The following is an 18311-nucleotide window of genomic DNA, read 5'->3' as shown; positions in this document are numbered from 1 at the left end:
CTTCCTTTCGTATCTTTGTTACAGACTATGGAGCAGGTACCGGAAACCATTACAGAACCAGTTGTACCCAAATACAACCTCAATCCCGAGCAGGAAAAGAACGAGATCGTAAGGCATTACCGTGCCCTGTTACGAGGGCTGCGCCCCAAGCTCAAGAAAGGCGATAAGGAACTGGTGCGCCAGGCATTTGAGATGGCTGCCAATGCACACAAAACCATGCGCCGGAAAAGCGGCGAACCCTATATCCTCCATCCCATTGCCGTAGCTATGATCTGCGTAGAGGAGATTGGCCTGGGCGTACGCAGTACCATCTGTGCCCTGCTGCACGATACCGTGGAAGATACCGATATCCACCTGGAAGATATACAACGGGAATTCGGAAGCGAGATCGCCAAAATCGTTGACGGATTGACCAAGATCTCTAGTGTAATGGACACCAATACCAGCCAGCAGGCCGAAAACTTTAAAAAAATCCTGCTCACACTGACCGATGATCCCAGGGTAATTCTCATCAAACTGGCCGACCGTTTGCACAATATGCGCACGCTCGACAGTATGAAACGCGAAAAACAGCTGAAGATCGCCTCAGAAACGGTTTGGGTATATGCTCCACTGGCACACCGGATGGGTTTGTACAATATCAAGACCGAACTGGAAGACCTCTCCATGAAATACATGGAGCCCGAAGCCTACCGGGAGATCGCACGCAAACTCTCTGAGACCAAACGGGAACGTACCCGCTACATCAACGAGTTTATCCGCCCGTTAAAAGAAAAACTCAGCCAGGGAGGATTTAATTTCGAGATCTACGGACGCCCCAAAAGCATCCACTCCATCTGGAACAAGATCAAGAAAAAATCTGTGGCATTTGAAGAAGTGTATGACCTCTTTGCCATCCGCGTGATCCTGGATTCTCCGCCCGAAAAAGAAAAGGAAGATTGCTGGAAAGTATATTCCATGATCACCGACGAATATACCCCTTCCCCGGAGCGACTGCGTGACTGGCTCAGCAATCCGAAAAACAATGGTTACGAGGCTTTGCACACCACCGTAATGGGGCCGCAGGGAAAATGGGTGGAAGTGCAGATCCGTACCAAAAGGATGAATGAAATCGCCGAAAAAGGACTGGCAGCCCATTACAAATACAAAGAAGGCAGCAGCGACGAAGACCGTTTTGATAAATGGTTTGGACAGATCCGCGAAGTACTGAGCACACAGGATACAGACGGCGTGGATTTCCTGCAGGATTTCAAAACCTCCTTCCTGGCAGAAGAGATCTATGTGTACACACCCAAAGGAGAAGTGAAAATGCTGCCCACCGGCAGTACCGCGCTGGATTTTGCTTTTTCCATCCACTCGGCCATCGGCACCAAGTGTATCGGGGCCAAAGTCCACCACCGGCTGGTTCCCATCAGCCACAAACTGCGCAGCGGCGACCAGGTGGAGATCATCACCAGCAATAAGCAAAAACCATCTGAAGACTGGCTCGGCATTGTGGTCACCGCCAAAGCCAAAAATAAGATCAAAGATGCCCTGCGCGAAGAGAAAAGGAAAATAGCGGAAGATGGTAAATACACCCTGCAAAGAAAAATGGAAAGTATGGGTGCCGCCTATTCGCAGAACAATATTGATGAATTGGTGCAATTCTACAAACTGCCTTCACCGTTAGATCTGCACTACAAAATCGCCACCAAAGCCATTGACCTGCGCGAGTTGAAAGAGTTCCAGGTGCTGGGCGACAAACTGGAAGCACCCAAACCCAAACCCGTTGTTCACGAAGTGAATCCGGAACAGCTGCAGGCAAAACAACTGAAACCCAAGGATTCCGAACTGATCATCTTCGGCGAAAGCAGCGATAAGATCATGTACACGCTGGCCAAATGCTGTCACCCCATCCCTGGCGATGACGTATTCGGTTTTGTGAGTACGGGTAAAGGACTCATCATTCACCGCACCAACTGCCCCAATGCCGCACAACTGATGGCCAATTACGGACACAGGGTAGTAAAGACCAAATGGGCCAAGAACAAGGAGATCTCCTTCCTGACCGGTCTGAAGATCGTGGGACTGGATGATGTGGGTGTCATCAACAAGATCACGAATGTGATCAGCGGTGACCTACGCATCAATATCGCCGGTCTTACCATCGAATCACGCGAGGGACTGTTCGAGGGAACGATCAAGGTATTCGTTCACGATAAGGAAGAGCTGGAAGAACTCGTACTCCGGCTGAAAGAACTGAATGGCATACAAACGGTTGATCGTTTTGAAATGGAAAATATTTCCTGACCCTTTTTACACAATGCTTTTACCGGCCGCTAAGATTTAATGTTGCGTTATTAGGATTTACTGATAGGCTTGGCTTATTTTTGCCACTGATTCAAAATCATTTTATGGTTGACGTTATTTTAGGTTTACAATGGGGAGATGAGGGAAAAGGTAAGATCGTGGATTACTTCGCCCCCCAATACGACATCATTGCCCGTTTCCAGGGCGGCCCCAATGCCGGGCACACTTTGTATGTGGAAGGAAAGAAAATGGTATTACACCAGATCCCATCGGGTATTTTTCACCAGAACAAAGTGAATGTGATCGGTAACGGCGTGGTGCTGGACCCCATCATCCTGAAAAAAGAATGTGAAGCGGTTGCCGCACATGGTGTGGATGTAAGAAAAAACCTGTTCATTTCAGAAAGGACCAATATCATCATCCCTACCCACAGGGCTTTGGACAAAGCATCTGAGTTATCAAAAGGCGAGGGTAAGATCGGATCTACCCTGAAAGGTATCGGACCTGCCTATATGGATAAAACAGGCCGTAATGCCCTGCGCGTTGGCGATATCCTGAACCCGAACTTCAAGGAACAATACAACGAACTGCGTGCAAAACACCAGGTATTGCTGAACAATTTTCATTTTACCGAAGATATTTCCAGCTGGGAAGAGGAATTCTTTGAAGCCCTCGAATTCCTGAAAACACTGAATGTGATCAACTGTGAATACTTCCTCAACGACCAGATCAGCAAAGGCAAAAAAGTACTGGCCGAAGGTGCCCAGGGAAGTATGCTGGATATCGATTTCGGAACCTTCCCCTTCGTCACTTCCTCCAATACCATTTCTGCCGGTGTTTGTACCGGACTGGGTGTGTCACCTAAACAGATCAATGAAGTGATGGGTGTTACAAAAGCCTATTGCACACGCGTGGGCGGCGGACCGTTCCCCACCGAACTGGAAGATGCTACCGGCGAAGAACTGAGAAAGATCGGTAATGAATTCGGCGCCACCACCGGCAGACCCCGCCGCTGCGGATGGATTGACCTGGTAGCCCTTCGTTATGCCTGCATGATCAATGGCGTTACCCAGGTCATCATGACCAAGGCCGATGTGCTGGATGCATTCGCAGAATTGCAGGTTTGTACCGCCTACAGTATCAATGGAAAACAAACCAAAGAAGTTCCTTTCCAGATGTCGAAGGTCACCATCGAGCCTGTACTGCAGTCTTTTGAAGGCTGGAACACCGATACCACACAGATCAAGGAAGCAGCTGCCTTACCCGGCACAATGGGTAATTATATTAACTTTATCAACAGCGAAATCGGTGCACCGGTAAAATACGTTTCCAACGGACCCGGACGCGACCAGATCGTTCCTTTATAAGGTTAATTGGCATTTCATTTGATACGGAAAAATTTTTTTGGTTAATATTAAATTGCGTTGAAATTTTACGCACATAATCTTATTAGAAATATGGCAGCGAAATCTGATAAGGATCCCAAATCCAAAGCAAAGAGTGCACCGGCAAAAAATGCCGAGGCGAAGCCTTCTCCCAAAAGTAAAAAACAACTGGAAGAGGATGATGATGATTTAGACGAAGAGGAGGAGGACAGCAAACCTTCCAAAAAGACTGCGTCAAAAGCTACCGGTAAAAAAGCCGCAAGCGATGATGATGACGACGAGGACCTGGATGAGGTAGACGACGATTGGGACAAGCCAGAAGAAGAAGACGAATGGGATCCCGACTTCGATGAATTTGACATCCCTAAAAGCAAAGGCAAAAAAGCCGGTGGCAAGAAAAAAGGGGATGAAGAGGATGATTTTAAACTGGACGAAGACTTCAAGGAGTTCGACCTGTTTAACGATAAAACCGGTGGATTTGATGATGATGAAGAGGATGATTTCTGATCATCGCCCCTTACAACGGTGAAAAGAATAACCGCATCTTTCCCTGTACAGAATCTGGATACTTGTAAACAACAAATGTTGAGCTGGGTTAACCGGTTCAACATTTGTTGTTTTCTGGATAACCACCAATATGGCTCCCTCCACACTTCAGTAGAATGCCTGGCCGCTGCAGGTGCCGTGGAATGGTTTTCGCCAGAACAATCCATCCTGGCCCGTTTACAAGAACGTTATGCTGAAAACCGCGACTGGCTTTTTGGTCACCTGGCTTATGACCTGAAGAATGCACTTGCACCGCTGCAATCACAGCACCCCGATCCCATCGGTTTTCCCGATATTGGTTTCTTCCGGCCCGAAACAGTGTTACAGTTGCAGGAGGACCGGTTAACCATCTCTTCCCTTACCCAGGATCCCAAAACCATCTTCCACGAAATCCAGGCCTGCGGATCAGACACCGGGAAGCAAGGATCGCGTGCCGTTCACATCAAACCCCGTATCACCAAAGAAGCCTATATCCGGATGATCGAAACTATCCGGAAACATATACAACGGGGTGACTGTTATGAGCTCAATTTCTGCCAGGAATTTTATGCAGAAGAGACACAGGTTGATCCACTTACGGTTTACCGCAGGTTAACAGAACTATCACCCAATCCATTTTCCTGTTTTTACAAACTGGAAGACAAATACCTGTTATGTGCCAGCCCGGAAAGATACCTGCAGAAAAAAGGGAACCGCCTGTTATCACAACCCATCAAGGGAACCTTGCAACGGAACCTGGCAGATAACGCTGCTGACGAAGCTTTAAAGCAGGCTTTGCACCAAAGTGAAAAAGACAGGAGTGAGAATGTGATGGTGGTAGATCTGGTGCGCAACGACCTGAGCCAGGTATGTAAAGAAGGATCGGTAACAGTAGATGAGTTGTTCGGCATCTACAGTTTTCCGCAGGTACACCAGATGATCTCTACGGTTTCGGGCGAATTAAAAGAAAATACAGGACTTGCAGAAATCTTTCAGGCCAGCTTTCCCATGGGTAGCATGACCGGTGCTCCCAAACGCCGGGTAATGGAATTGATTGAACAATACGAAAGCACCCGTCGCGGCATCTATTCCGGCGCGGTAGGATATATCAGCCCGGAAAACGATTTTGATTTCAATGTGGTCATCAGGAGTATTTTATACAATGCCTCCCAACAGTACCTGAGTTACCTGGTTGGCGGAGGTATTACTTTTTACAGCGAGCCGGAAAAAGAATACGAAGAATGTTTACTGAAAGCCACTGCCATCAAAAAAGTGTTGGAAACATTATCAGACCGGTAATATCGGCGATATTGACAGCCGCTTACCTGGATGCGGTACTTCTTCCCTCCAGCAAAGCACGAACAGATTCCATCAGCAGACTGTTTTTGCGGGCCTCAAATACGGGTACCGTTTCTTTGGGTAAACGCATGGGGTATTTTTTACCTTCCGACAAGGTTTTGTCGAAACCGGGATTCCATTTATTAAACCGGGTAATATCCAGCGCCAGGGCGTTGGCGATGATGACGGAATTGTAACGGCCACCTATTTCCACAACCGCAGTACTGGCCAGTTCATCGGAAGAAAGCTGCACTTCCTGCGGTTTGGCTGCCAATGCTTTCTGTACCTGTGTCTCACTGGCCGTCATAGTGGTCCAGCCGCCACTTCCTTCAAATACGAAATGGGTGCCAATGAATTTTTTTACGTGGTTACGGGTTTCTTCCGGTAAGTAATATTGCAGATCCCAGAAATCCCGGCTACCGGCTCGGCGGATCGCCTGCCTGACCCTTCCGGGACCTCCGTTATAAGCCGCCACAACCAGTAACCAGTCTCCAAACTCCCCGTACAATTCCTTCATCAAGCGGGCGGCCACATGGGTGCTTTTATAATAGTCGGTGCGTTCATCCACACCCCGTGTTTGCAAACCAAAACGGCGGGCTTCATAATCCATCAGCTGCCAGGGTCCTACGGCACCTGCCCAGGATACGAGCCCGGAATTCAGGTGACTTTCTATCACGCTCAGGTATTTCATCTCCCGGGGAATACCGTACAGGCTCAGCACGTTATCGTACAGGTCAAAATAAGGTTTACCCCAGAATTTCATCCTTTCCAGTTCCTTACCCTGTTTCCGGATATATTCCTGTACAAAAGACACGGCCCTCGGATTCAGCTGCGCCACATAAGGGCGGGAAGCATCGAAATGGCTGCTGCTGAAAAGGCTTTTAAAACCCGTTTTACCATCATTGAGCGTAGAGTCAGCCGTCTGATCCTGGCTATCGTACTCAGTAAACGACATAGTACCCAGGCTGCCTGCCACAAAAGCAAAACCTACCAGGGTTAACTTGGCGATAGAGAGATGCGAACTGATACTGATTCCAAACCACTGCATGTACAAAGGATTATTTGAAGGGATCACTTCTACGGTTATACCGTAAGCCGTTTTCCCACCTACCCGGGGATAGCGGTAAGCTGCCGGGAAAGGCGCAGCAAAGATACCTCATCAAAATGAGAAGTCATTACCTGCAGGCCAAAGGGCAGGCCATTGGGGTGTTTGAACAGGGGAAGGGAGATCCCGGGAATACCCACCAGGTTGGCAAATACGGTATAGATATCCGCCAGGAACATTTCAACAGGGTCATTGCTCTTCTCTCCGATCCGGAAAGCCGTAGCCGGAACCGTGGGGGAAATGATGGCATCGTATTCTGCAAAAATGGACTGGGTACGCTGGTGTAGAATTTGTCTAACTTGTTGAGCTTTAGTAAAATATGCATCAAAATAGCCCGCACTCAATACAAAGGTCCCCAGCATGATGCGGCGTTGGACCTCTTTACCAAAACCCTCGCTCCGGGAAGCTTTATACAGCTCGGTAAGATCCCCACCGGCTATATCGGCGCGATAGCCATATCTGACCCCGTCGAAGCGGGAAAGATTGCTGGAAGCTTCCGCAGTGGTCAAAACATAGTAAGTTGGAACAACATACTCAAGTAGCTCAAAATCAATGGCTGTAACGGTATGACCCTGATCTGTTAATTTTTTGATAAACGCTTCCACTGATTCCCGGATAGCAGGGTCAAGGCCGGGATGTTCCAGGGCTTCCTTAAAATAGGCGATCTTATATGTTTTATCCGGTGTCGCCAGTTCCTGACTGTATGCAGGCACTTCGCGGGGGGAGACGGTACTGTCAAAATCATCTGCGCCGGCAATCACTTCCAATGCCAGGGCGGCATCGTCTACTGATCCGGCAAAGATTCCGATCTGGTCAAAAGAAGAAGCATAGGCAATGAGTCCGTAACGGGATACCCGGCCATAAGTAGGTTTTAATCCCACTACCCCACAAAAATCGGCGGGTTGCCGCACAGAACCGCCGGTATCACTACCCAGGCTGATCATACAAAGTCCGGCCTGAACGGCTACCGCAGACCCACCGGATGAACCACCGGGAACGCGGCTTTCGTCGATGGCATTTCTTACCGGACCAAAAGCGGAATTCTCATTACTGCTGCCCATCGCAAATTCATCACAGTTCTGCCTGCCGATAATGATGGCACCTGCTGCCAGTAATTTTTCAACAGCAGTGGCATTGTATACAGCGGTAAAATTTCCGAGAATGCGTGATGCCGCGGAAACAGCATGGCTTTTATAGCTGATCACATCTTTCAGGCCTACGACCACACCATGCAGTTTGCCCAGAGCTTTCCCCTGCTGGCGCTCCTGGTCCAGTGAAGCGGCCCTTTCCAGGGCTTCTGTTTCATAAACTTCCAGAAAAGCATTCAGCTGCGGGCGCTCCCTGATCAACTCCAAATAACAACGAACGGCCTCCACGCAGGTGGTTTGGCCGTTCTGTAATGTTGTATGATAGTCTTTGATTGTACTGAAGCGAAACAAAGCCTATAATGCTTTTGGTGGGAATAATTACGGTTGCGTAGTGGTGGTCTGATCTTTCTCTTTCATGCCCTCTTCTAATTCTTTCTTCACGTTGTTCTTTGCATCATTGAACTCACGGATACCTTTACCCAGTCCTCTCATAAACTCGGGTATCTTTCTTCCCCCGAATAAAACGAGAACCACCACTGCGATCAGTAAAATTTCCTGAAAACCTAAATTGCCCATAAAAATTGTTTTAAGAGTTGTAAAGTTAAGGTAAAACAAATGTCACACAACTATAAATAATTCTCTGCTCAGACGGCATAAAAAAGCGGAAGTTTAGTGTAGCCTAAACTTCCGCCTGAATTTATTACACAGAAAAACAGCTTAGAAGCGTTTTTCCTTGATACGGGCACTTTTACCGCTGCGCTCACGCAGGTAGTACAGTTTGGCGCGGCGTACTTTACCTGACTTGTTCAATACGATGGAATCGATATTGGGAGACAGGATCGGAAACAGACGCTCTACACCAACACCATCAGAGATCTTACGCACTGTGAAAGATGCAGTTGCACCATTTCCCTGCTGCTTGATAACATCTCCACGGAAACTCTGGATACGCTCTTTACCACCTTCTACAATCTTGTAGTTAACGGTAATATTGTCACCAGCTTTGAAAGCCGGATGGGTCTTTTTAGTTGTCAACTGATCGTGAACAAACTGAACTGCTGCGTTCATAACTTTTCTTTTTTGCGGACGGCAAAGGTAAGGGGAAAAATTAATAATTAGGAATTAGTAATTAGTAATTTTTTTACCTGGCTATGTTAATGGCTCTTTTTTCACGGATTACGGTTACTTTGATCTGCCCCGGATAGGTCATTTCGGTCTGGATCTTCTGGGCAATTTCGAAGCTGAGCTTGTCGCTGTCAACATCCGTTACCTTATCGGCTTCTACAATCACCCGCAGCTCACGGCCGGCCTGGATGGCATAGGCTTTTTCCACACCGGTATAGTTAAGTGCCAGATTCTCAAGGTCTTTGATACGCTGCAGGTACTGCTGCATGATCTCACGGCGGGCTCCCGGACGGGCGCCACTGATGGCATCGCAGGCCTGGATAATGGGAGAAATCACATATTGCATCTCCATTTCATCGTGGTGGGCGCCAATGGCATTCACCACGGCAGGATTTTCACCGTATTTCTCCGCCAGTTTGGCTCCCAGCAGTGCGTGGGTCAGTTCGGTCTCCTCATCGGGCACTTTACCAATATCGTGCAGCAAACCGGCACGTTTGGCCAATTTGGGGTTCATGCCCAGTTCGGCAGCCATGATGGCGCAGAGATTGGCGGTTTCGCGGCTATGCATCAACAGGTTCTGTCCATAGGAAGAACGGAAGCGCATTTTACCTACGATACGCACCAGTTCCTTGTGCAGGCCATGGATACCCATTTCAATAACCGTTCTCTCACCGATCTCAATGATCTGCTCTTCCAGCTGGCGACGGGTCTTTTCCACCACTTCCTCAATACGGGCCGGGTGAATACGACCGTCGGATACCAGGCGCTGCAGGCTCAAACGGGCCACTTCCCTTCTGAGGGGGTCAAATGAGGACAGGATGATAGCTTCCGGAGTATCGTCAACAATCAGGTCAACACCGGTGGCTGCTTCAATGGCACGGATATTACGTCCCTCGCGACCGATGATCTGGCCTTTGATCTCATCTGTTTCCAGGTTGAACACGGTAACGGTATTCTCGATAGTCACTTCCGCTGCGGTACGCTGGATGGATTGGATGACGATCTTACGGGCTTCCTTATTGGCTTTGAGTTTGGCGTCTTCGATGATCTCCTGCTGCAGGGTGAGGGCCTGAGAATTGGCTTCTGCTCTCAGGCTTTCCACCAACTGGGCCTTGGCTTCTTCGGCACTCAATCCGGCAATTTTCTCCAGGCGGCGGATATGCTCTTCCTGGTGTTTTTCCAGCTCGGTACGTTTATGGTTCACCACCTCTATCTGGCGATTGAGGTTCTCTTTGATAGCTTCGTTTTCTTTGATCTGTTTGTCGAGGGCTGCTTCTTTCTGGTTGATGCTGATATCCTTCTGTTTGGCCCTGTTCTCCAGTTCACCCAGTTTCCGGTTCCTTTCCAGCACTTCGCGGTCGTACTCGGATTTCAGCTGTACAAACTTCTCTTTGGCCTCCAGTTGTTTCTCCTTTTTAATGGTTTCGGCCCGGAGTTCAGCCTCTTTCAGGATATTTTGAGCCTGTTGCTCTGCTTCCTCGATCTGTTTTTTCGTGTTTTTAGCGAAAAGGAATTTACCCGCTATAAGCCCTACAATTAGTGTGCTGGCACCAATTATTATAAAGACTACTGTCTGGTCCATGTTGTTGGCAAGTTTTAAAATAGTTCACAATATAACGTTGTTCACATCTCATTTTCCTATAATAAGTAAATGATACCAGACGAAGATACTTAAATAAGTACGAAGTACGAGCGGGGAACTGGGAACTTATGCGGAAAAGCAGATCCAAAATGCTGGTTTACGATTTGCGGGAGCCCCGATATATCTACAGCCGGGCAAGGTCACAAAGGGTTTTCTGTCAAAGCCTTATCAACCATTTTTTCGAGCGAAGCCAGTTTTTCGGAAGCTTCCTCCCATTTTACCTGGTCAATACCGGATCGGTTCTGCTCTGTGGCGAACCAGAGTAACACCATCGAAACATAATCCTGCATATCCTTACCGGCAAACTGGGTCTTGAACTCAGTGACCTTATCATTGATGAGGGCAGCGGTCTTACGCACCATTTCCTCATCAGCTGCCTCTATTTTCAGGCGGTAGGTCCGGTCGGCGATCAGGATATTAACGGGAATGAGTTCAGCCATGGGTCAGGTTAAGTGTTTAACAGTGCCAGGCACTGGTCAATTTCTTTCAGGTATCCGTCGATCCGTTTACTGAGGGCCGCTTTTTCTGCTTCATTCAGTGAGCCCGAGCCCAGTTTTACGGCATCCACCTGCTGCTGCAACGATACCACCAGGTTTTGTTTCTCTTCGTTCAAAGCCGTGGCTTTCTCCAGTTCCTTCTTCAATTGCTGGTTCTCCTTTTGCAGCAAAACCTGTTGCTTCAGCAACTGCTGAAGTTTATCCTGGATGCTTTTTATCTGTTGATCAAGGTTAACCATCTGATTAAAGATAAGGTCAATGCAGAAGAGTTATGCAATTTTACTACACTTATTATTCACTTGGCTTCTGACAATTAGGTACTTGTAAAAATACAAGCCGTTTATTTCCGGATTTCTGCCGCCAGATCTTTCTCAAAACCCTGAACCAGTTTGGCAATCATGGTATCTACTTCCTTGTCCGTAAGGGTTTTTTCCTCATCGGCAAAAAGGAAACTGATGGCCATGGATTTTTTATCGGCACCCAGTTTTTCGCTTTCAAACACATCAAAAAGACGCATTTCCTGTAAACGGGGAAGTTTTAGTTTTTTTACCGTCTGCTCTATCTGGTCAAAACTGATGCCACGACTCACCACCATGGCCAGGTCGCGCTGCATGACCGGGAATTTGTTCACTTCCCTGTAGCGGATCTTGTTCTGACTGACCAGTTCCAGCAAACTGCCGAATTCGATATCCAGTACACATACGGGTTGTTTGATATCGAATGCCTGTAATTTTCCAGCCGGCACCTGCCTCAGTTTTCCCATCTGTTTTTTGCCGCTGACCAGGTTCAGCACCAGGCCATCTCCCTCTGCTTTTTCAAATTGCAGGTTTCCGATGCCGGATAATTGGAACAAGGCAGTGGCCAGTCCTTTCAACCGGTAAAAATCATTGGATTTGCCTTTTTCACGCCAGCTGTCTTCGTGATCGTTACCGGTTATGTACAGGCAGAGGTGTTCTTCTTCCACATATTCCCCCACTGCACGGGTAAAATACGTTTTCCCGATCTCAAAAAAGCGGAGGTTCTGGTTACGCCGGTTCAGGTTATATGCAATGGACTCCAGGCCTGTTTCCAGCATGGATGGACGGAGTACATTCAGCTCCTCACTCAGGTTATTGATCATCTTCACCGTTACGGCCAGTACTTCTTCGTCAAAATATTTGCTATTGGTGATGGAGTTGGTCAGTATCTCCGTAAAACCCTGGCCCACCAGGTAAGTGGCGATCTTATCCTTCAAAGCTTCTTTTTGCCCCAGCGCCTCTACTGCCGGACTGATGGTGATGGTAGCGGGGATCTCGATATTGTCCAGCCCGTCGATACGCAGGATCTCTTCCACAATATCGGCCGGTATGCTGATATCCGGTTTGCTGTAAGGCACAGCCACACGCAATTCATCCAGCCCTTCCCGCACGATCTCGAAACCGAGACTAACGAGGATGCGTTTGATGGCATCGGCATGGTAATTCTTACCGCTCAGTTTTTTGAGGTAATGGTTTTTGAGCGATACTTCCGCCTTTGGCCTGGGATCAGGATATACATCCACGATCTCACTGGCAATGGTTCCACCGGCAATTTCTTTGATCAGCAGTGCCGCGCGCTTCAGTACATTAACGGTATTGGAAATGTCTACCCCTTTTTCAAAACGGGTAGCCGCATCTGTACGCAGTTCATGGCGGACCGATGTTTTACGGATACTTACGGGATGGAACCAGGCGCTTTCCAGGAAAATATGCTTTGTAGCAGCCGTCACGCCACTTTTCAACCCGCCAAATACACCGGCAATACACATGCCTTCTTTGGCATTACAGATCATCAGGTCTTCGGCATCCAGTTTTCTTTCTTTTTCGTCAAGTGTTATAAATGGCGTACCGGAAGCCAGGTTCTTTACAATCACTTCTCCACCGATGATGGCATCCGCATCAAAAGCATGCAGCGGCTGACCGGTCTCATGCAGGATGAAATTGGTGATATCGACAATATTGTTGATAGAACGCAGTCCAATGGCCACCAGCCGGTCTTTCAGCCATTTGGGCGATTCACCAACAGTTACGCCGCTGATGCTGACACCGGCATAACGCGGGCAGGCTTCTGTATTCTCGATCTTGACCTTGATCGGCAAGGAAGTATTGTCTACGGAGAATCCATTGGTAAAAGGCGTTTTTACCTTGGCCTCTGCGATATGATGTGTGAGATAGGCGCAAACATCCCTGGCAACACCATAATGGCTCATGGCATCCATCCGGTTGGGGGTAAGACCGATCTCGTAGATCCAGTCTGAATATGGTTTGAAGTAATCTGCTGCAGGTGAGCCTACTACTGCGTCTGCGGGCATAACAAGGATTCCTTCGTGACTGGTACCCACACCAATCTCATCTTCGGCACAGATCATACCCTGGCTTTCCACACTTCGGATCTTGGCCAGTTTCATGGTCATGGGATCACCGGTAACAGGATAGATCGTGGTTCCGATAGTGGCTACCACCACTTTTTGTCCGGCGGCCACATTGGCTGCCCCACAAACAATCTGCAGAGGTTCTGTAGCACCAATAGTCACTTTGGTCAGTTTTAATTTATCGGCATTGGGATGCTGGCTGGTTTCCAATACCTCACCGATCACCAGTCCTGCCAATCCACCCCTGATGCTCTCATATTTTTCAAGACTTTCCACTTCCAGGCCGATGGAGGTCAGGATCTTCGATAATTTCTCTGGCTCAATGGCTTCCGGCAGGTAATCACATAACCAATTGTAACTGATCGTCATATTTGCTTGCTCTTTACGGGCATCAAAAGTAAGCGATAAAGTTCAGTGAGGCGCGAATCGGGAGTGGTGAGTGGTGAGTAATCAGCCAAAAACCTCTTATTCACCACAGTCAGGGCCTGGGATCACCTGCAGATCCCGGGGAATAGCCAGTCAACCTCTCCCTACTCCCTACTCACCACTCCCGATCCCTGCTTATCAGTTACATCTTTTCCCCTGAAAGCCCCCATTTTTTCTAAGAATTCTTTCTGCACAGGACCCTGTGCATTACCGGGTAGAGATAGCGGAAAACTTTTGATTTTAGTGGATAAGCTTAGTAATTTGTGTGGATAGAGGGCAGCTAACTGTGGATAGCCTTGGGATTGACTGTGGATGAAAATTGCCCGAAAAAATTTTCTGAGGCCCCTTTCTAACCCATATATTCGCTCCCCTTTACTTCCCGGATAACAATTCCTTAACATGGAAACCGTTCCTGGGAAGAATGGAAAAAAAGTTTACTAACTCTTTAAAGAACTGAAGATACATGGATCTCACCAGCCTGAACAAAGACCGGAAAAGAAGGAAGACTTCGATAGATATGAGCACCATGCTGTATGGCAAAGTACCGCCACAGGCAAAAGAACTGGAGGAAGCGGTACTGGGTGCCGTAATGCTGGAAAAAAGCGCTTTTGATACCATCTCCGAGATCATCAAACCAGAATGTTTTTACGTTGAGGCCAATCAGCTGATATACAAAGCCATGCAGGGCCTGCAGCAGAAAAGTATGCCCATCGATATCCTGACCGTGGTGGAAGAACTGAAAATGCGCGAACAGCTGGATGCAGTAGGTGGCCCTTATTACGTTACCAAACTCACCAACTCGGTGGTATCTACCGCCAATATTGAAGCGCATGCCCGTATCGTACTGCAGAAATTCATCCAGCGCGAACTGATCCGCATCAGTGGCGAGATCATTGGCGACGCTTATGAGGACAGTACGGACGTTTTCGATCTGCTGGATGAGAGTGAGACCAAGATGTTCAACATCACCAACAATTACCTGAAGAAGAACTTTGAAGATATTCAGAACGTACTGGCCAAGACCATCAACCGTATTGATGAGCTGCGTACCAAGACCGAAGATATTTCGGGGGTACCCAGCGGTTTCCCTACGCTGGACCGTATCACATACGGCTGGCAGCCTACGGACCTGATCATCCTGGCAGCACGTCCTTCCGTGGGTAAAACCGCCTTCGCGCTGAACCTGGCCCGGAACTCGGCCCTGCACCCTACCAAACCGGTGCCGGTGGGTTTCTTTTCGCTGGAGATGAGCGCCTCACAGCTGGTACAGCGTATCCTGAGTGCAGAGAGTGAGATCAAGATGGAAAAGATCAGCCGGGGTAAACTGGAGAACTACGAATATGAACAATTGCTGAGCAAGGGTATCAAAAAGCTGGAAGTAGCCCCAATTTTCATCGATGATACCGCCGCACTGAATATTTTCGAATTCCGCGCCAAAGCCAGAAGGCTGGTGAACAAACACAATGTAGGTATCATCATCATCGACTACCTGCAGCTCATGAGCGGCAGCGGCGACCGGAACAGCAACCGGGAGCAGGAGATCAGCAATATTTCCCGTAACCTGAAAGCGCTCGCTAAAGAACTGAACGTACCCATCATTGCATTGAGCCAGTTAAGCCGTGCGGTTGAAACCCGTAAGGAAAGTAAGATGCCGCAGCTGAGTGACCTCCGTGAATCGGGAGCCATTGAACAGGATGCCGATATGGTCATGTTCATTTACCGTCCGGAATACTATGAAGTGATGAACAATGAACACGGCGAGAGCACCCATGGTGAAACGCATATACGCATCGCCAAACACCGGAATGGTTCACTTGAAACCGTGAAGCTCCGTGCCAAACTGGAGATCCAGAAATTTGAAGAGTGGGACGATAACGGCGGAATGCCCGGCCTGGGCAGCAGCTGGAAACCGGTTGGCCCATCAGTGCCCCCGGCAGCCGGTGGTGCCAGCGACAGCAAACTCTTTATCCAGAAAGGCAGCAGGATGAATGGTGGCGATTTTGATGAAGGCTTCGACAACGACGCACCCTTCTAGGAAGTCCAACCAAGGTACGGTACAGGAACCCGTACCTTTGCAGAAATCCCATTCCGTACTGCTAACCCTGTACTTTTCTGATCATGTCATCGCTCCCTTTTTTCTACGAACAGGCCATACCAGGCATACATGCTCAGGTTACCCTGAGTGAGGAGACCAGTAAACACTGCACACAGGTATTACGGATGCAGGCAGGTGCCAAACTCCAACTGACAGATGGGCGGGGAAACCTGTACAAAGCCAGCATCATCAGTGCAGACAAAAAAAGAACGGTGGCGCTGATTGAAGAGCACAGTACACAACCCGCTTCCTCCCCAAAAACAAGTATCGCCATTTCCCTGCTGAAAAATGCCAGTCGCTTTGAGTGGTTCCTGGAGAAAGCAACGGAGATTGGTGTTACTGACATACAACCACTGCTTTGTCAGCGAACAGAGCATAGCCGATTTCGCCACGACAGATTGAACGGCATACTGATCGCCGCCATGCTGCAAAGTCAGCAATCCTGGTTACCCATACTGCACGAGCCTGTATCCCTTACCGATCATGTTACCAGATCCGGCGGGCAACAGAAACTGGTGGCGCATTGCGAAGAAAGCACCAAACAGCTGATCAAAGACCTGCCCGTTTTTCCGGAGACAGAGATCCTGATCGGTCCGGAAGGCGATTTTACCCCCGCAGAGATCAAAATGGCATTGGAGCATGGTTATAAACCTGTCAGTTTGGGAGATACCCGCCTTCGAGCCGAAACAGCCGGGGTTGTGGCATCTGCTTTGCTGGTGAACAGGTAACAACCATACCCCAAAGGCCCGGTAAAGGAAAAGTTCATTTAGTATATTCATAACACCATGAGACGCATTTTTTTGGGTATCACTTTCTTATTGCTGGTATTTTGCTCCTGCAAATATTTCACACCCAACCATGCGGTGGCCAGAGATACGACCGTTACTCCCGCCAATTCCTTTAACCCGGTATTCCTGGATAGTGCAACTGTAGACAGCTTCCTGGCAAAACATCCCGAATTTGCTGATTTCACCACGCAGTTCCGGAACTTCTACCATCAACGCAATTATGAATATGCCTGGTTCGATACAACCGGTCTTGCCGAGCAGGCGCATAACTTCCTTAACCTGCAAAACAGTTATATCACGGATTTTTCGGACAGCTCTTTCTACAACAAACTTTTAGAGGAGCTTTTTGAAGACATGCATATCCGGAAAGCAAAACCCAGTATGGGCGAGCCCAAAGTATTGCAGGCAGAACTATTGCTGACAGGCCAGTTTTTCCGTTATGCGGCCAAAGTGTTTAAGGGAAGCGACCTTGATGCCAGACAACTGGGTTGGTATATCCCCAAAAAAAAGATCAACCTTACGGCCTTACTGGATTCTTCACTCAAAACAGCCCAGGCAGAAGGTGCGCAATTTGTCATCGTAAACCCACAGTATCATAAATTACAGGAGCAGTTGGGGAAATACCTGGCATTGGAAAAACAATATCCGAAAGACAGTATTACCCCCCTAAAAAAACCACTGAAGACCGGCGACACCGCTTATCGCATCACCCAGATCAAACAAAGGCTGCAGTTACTGGGCGATATGCCTGCAGGCAATACCAGCCATCTCTTCGACAGCTCACTGACAGCAGCGGTAAAAATATTCCAGCAAAGAATGGGGCTTGCCACGGACGGTGTGATCGGCAGCAGGATGATCGCCGAACTGAATGTTTCTCTTTCAGACCGCATCAGGCAGATCCTGGTAAATATTGAAAGGGTCAGGTGGATGCCTGCTGAAAGGGGCAGCAATTTTGTACTGGTGAATATTCCCGAATTCAAACTGCATGTGATAGATAGCGGCCGGCAGGTAATGGAGATGAATGTGATTGTGGGAAAAGCGGCGAATAATACGGTGATCTTTACCAGCAACCTGAAATACGTGGTGTTCAGTCCCTACTGGAATGTGCCGCCCAGCATCACCCGCAACGAAATATTACCCGCCATCCGCAGAAACAGCCATTACCTGGCAAGGAACAATATGGAGATCACATCCTACAGTGGCGGATTACCCGAGATCAGGCAGCGGCCGGGGCCTACGAATGCATTGGGACTGGTAAAATTCCTCTTCCCCAACAATTATAATATCTACTTGCATGATACGCCCAATAAGGAACTGTTCTCCATGGCCAACCGGAGCTTCAGTCATGGCTGTATCCGCATCAGTGAACCCAGGAAATTTGCGGAATACCTGCTGCGTGATGATCCCAGTTGGACCAGCGAGAAGATCGACAGCGCCATGCATTTATCAAAAGAAAAATGGGTGAACATCAACAAACCCATACCCGTTTATGTTGTGTATTTCACTGCCTGGGTTGATGCGGAAGGAAAACTGAACTTCCGCAACGACCTCTACAAACACGACGAAAAAATGGCCGAGAAATTATTCGTTAAATGATCCGGACAGATACCGGGAAGCCA

Annotated in this window: 15 protein-coding genes; 7 read left to right on the top strand and 8 right to left on the bottom strand. The window is 48.4% G+C overall.

Features of this window, described 5'->3' with window-relative positions; genetic code table 11:
* Positions 1–27 precede the first annotated feature (27 nt).
* From ACH3Y6_RS15010 to ACH3Y6_RS14995, 4 genes are all read left to right on the top strand, one after another.
* Positions 28–2289 carry a RelA/SpoT family protein gene (locus ACH3Y6_RS15010; RefSeq protein ID WP_490836443.1) on the top strand — a complete coding sequence of 754 codons (2262 nt, stop codon included), beginning with the start codon at positions 28–30 and terminating at the stop codon, positions 2287–2289.
* A gap of 104 nt (positions 2290–2393) precedes the next feature.
* Positions 2394–3656: an adenylosuccinate synthase gene (locus ACH3Y6_RS15005; RefSeq protein ID WP_490836442.1), complete on the top strand. Its 1263-nt coding sequence runs from the start codon at positions 2394–2396 to the stop codon at positions 3654–3656.
* Positions 3657–3746: 90 nt separating this feature from the next.
* Positions 3747–4181, top strand: coding sequence for a hypothetical protein (locus ACH3Y6_RS15000; RefSeq protein ID WP_490836441.1), 435 nt, complete (start codon positions 3747–3749; stop codon positions 4179–4181).
* A gap of 75 nt (positions 4182–4256) precedes the next feature.
* On the top strand, positions 4257–5498 hold the full coding sequence (locus ACH3Y6_RS14995) for an anthranilate synthase component I family protein (RefSeq protein ID WP_490836440.1): 1242 nt from the start codon (positions 4257–4259) through the stop codon (positions 5496–5498).
* A 22-nt stretch (positions 5499–5520) separates the two neighbouring features.
* Here the strand turns inward: ACH3Y6_RS14995 and ACH3Y6_RS14990 are convergent, their stop codons facing one another.
* From ACH3Y6_RS14990 to pheT, 8 genes are all read right to left on the bottom strand, one after another.
* The gene (locus ACH3Y6_RS14990; RefSeq protein WP_490836439.1) at positions 5521–6585 is read right to left on the bottom strand and encodes a lytic transglycosylase domain-containing protein; all 1065 of its coding nucleotides are present in this window, start codon (positions 6583–6585) and stop codon (positions 5521–5523) included.
* A 59-nt stretch (positions 6586–6644) separates the two neighbouring features.
* Positions 6645–8081: an Asp-tRNA(Asn)/Glu-tRNA(Gln) amidotransferase subunit GatA gene (gatA, locus tag ACH3Y6_RS14985; RefSeq protein ID WP_490836438.1), complete on the bottom strand. Its 1437-nt coding sequence runs from the start codon at positions 8079–8081 to the stop codon at positions 6645–6647.
* Positions 8082–8108: 27 nt separating this feature from the next.
* Positions 8109–8306: a Sec-independent protein translocase subunit TatA/TatB gene (locus tag ACH3Y6_RS14980; protein ID WP_490836437.1), complete on the bottom strand. Its 198-nt coding sequence runs from the start codon at positions 8304–8306 to the stop codon at positions 8109–8111.
* 141 nt (positions 8307–8447) lie between these two features.
* Entirely contained in the window at positions 8448–8798 is a 351-nt protein-coding gene (rplS, locus tag ACH3Y6_RS14975; protein ID WP_490836436.1) for a 50S ribosomal protein L19, read from the bottom strand.
* 73 nt (positions 8799–8871) lie between these two features.
* A complete protein-coding gene (gene rny, locus ACH3Y6_RS14970) occupies positions 8872–10437 on the bottom strand; it encodes a ribonuclease Y (RefSeq protein ID WP_490836435.1) in 1566 nt (521 codons plus the stop codon).
* 200 nt (positions 10438–10637) lie between these two features.
* On the bottom strand, positions 10638–10937 hold the full coding sequence (locus tag ACH3Y6_RS14965) for a cell division protein ZapA (RefSeq protein WP_490836434.1): 300 nt from the start codon (positions 10935–10937) through the stop codon (positions 10638–10640).
* 8 nt (positions 10938–10945) lie between these two features.
* Positions 10946–11233, bottom strand: coding sequence for a hypothetical protein (locus ACH3Y6_RS14960; protein WP_490836433.1), 288 nt, complete (start codon positions 11231–11233; stop codon positions 10946–10948).
* 101 nt (positions 11234–11334) lie between these two features.
* Positions 11335–13752, bottom strand: a complete 2418-nt coding sequence (pheT, locus tag ACH3Y6_RS14955; RefSeq protein WP_490836432.1) for a phenylalanine--tRNA ligase subunit beta — start codon at positions 13750–13752, stop codon at positions 11335–11337.
* 520 nt (positions 13753–14272) lie between these two features.
* On the opposite strand from pheT, the gene dnaB reads away from it, so the two are divergent.
* The 3 genes from dnaB (at position 14273) to ACH3Y6_RS14940 (ending at position 18288) form a co-directional block, all read left to right on the top strand.
* Positions 14273–15844 (top strand): replicative DNA helicase, encoded by a 1572-nt coding sequence (dnaB, locus tag ACH3Y6_RS14950; protein ID WP_490836431.1) that lies wholly within the window; start codon positions 14273–14275, stop codon positions 15842–15844.
* 83 nt (positions 15845–15927) lie between these two features.
* On the top strand, positions 15928–16632 hold the full coding sequence (locus ACH3Y6_RS14945) for an RsmE family RNA methyltransferase (protein WP_490836430.1): 705 nt from the start codon (positions 15928–15930) through the stop codon (positions 16630–16632).
* Between the two features lie 57 nt (positions 16633–16689).
* Positions 16690–18288 (top strand): L,D-transpeptidase family protein, encoded by a 1599-nt coding sequence (locus ACH3Y6_RS14940; RefSeq protein WP_490836429.1) that lies wholly within the window; start codon positions 16690–16692, stop codon positions 18286–18288.
* Positions 18289–18311: the final 23 nt, after the last annotated feature.

It is taken from the genome of Sediminibacterium sp. FW305-C-269 (genome assembly GCF_058231045.1).
This window is presented reverse-complemented; position numbering and strand designations above follow the sequence as displayed.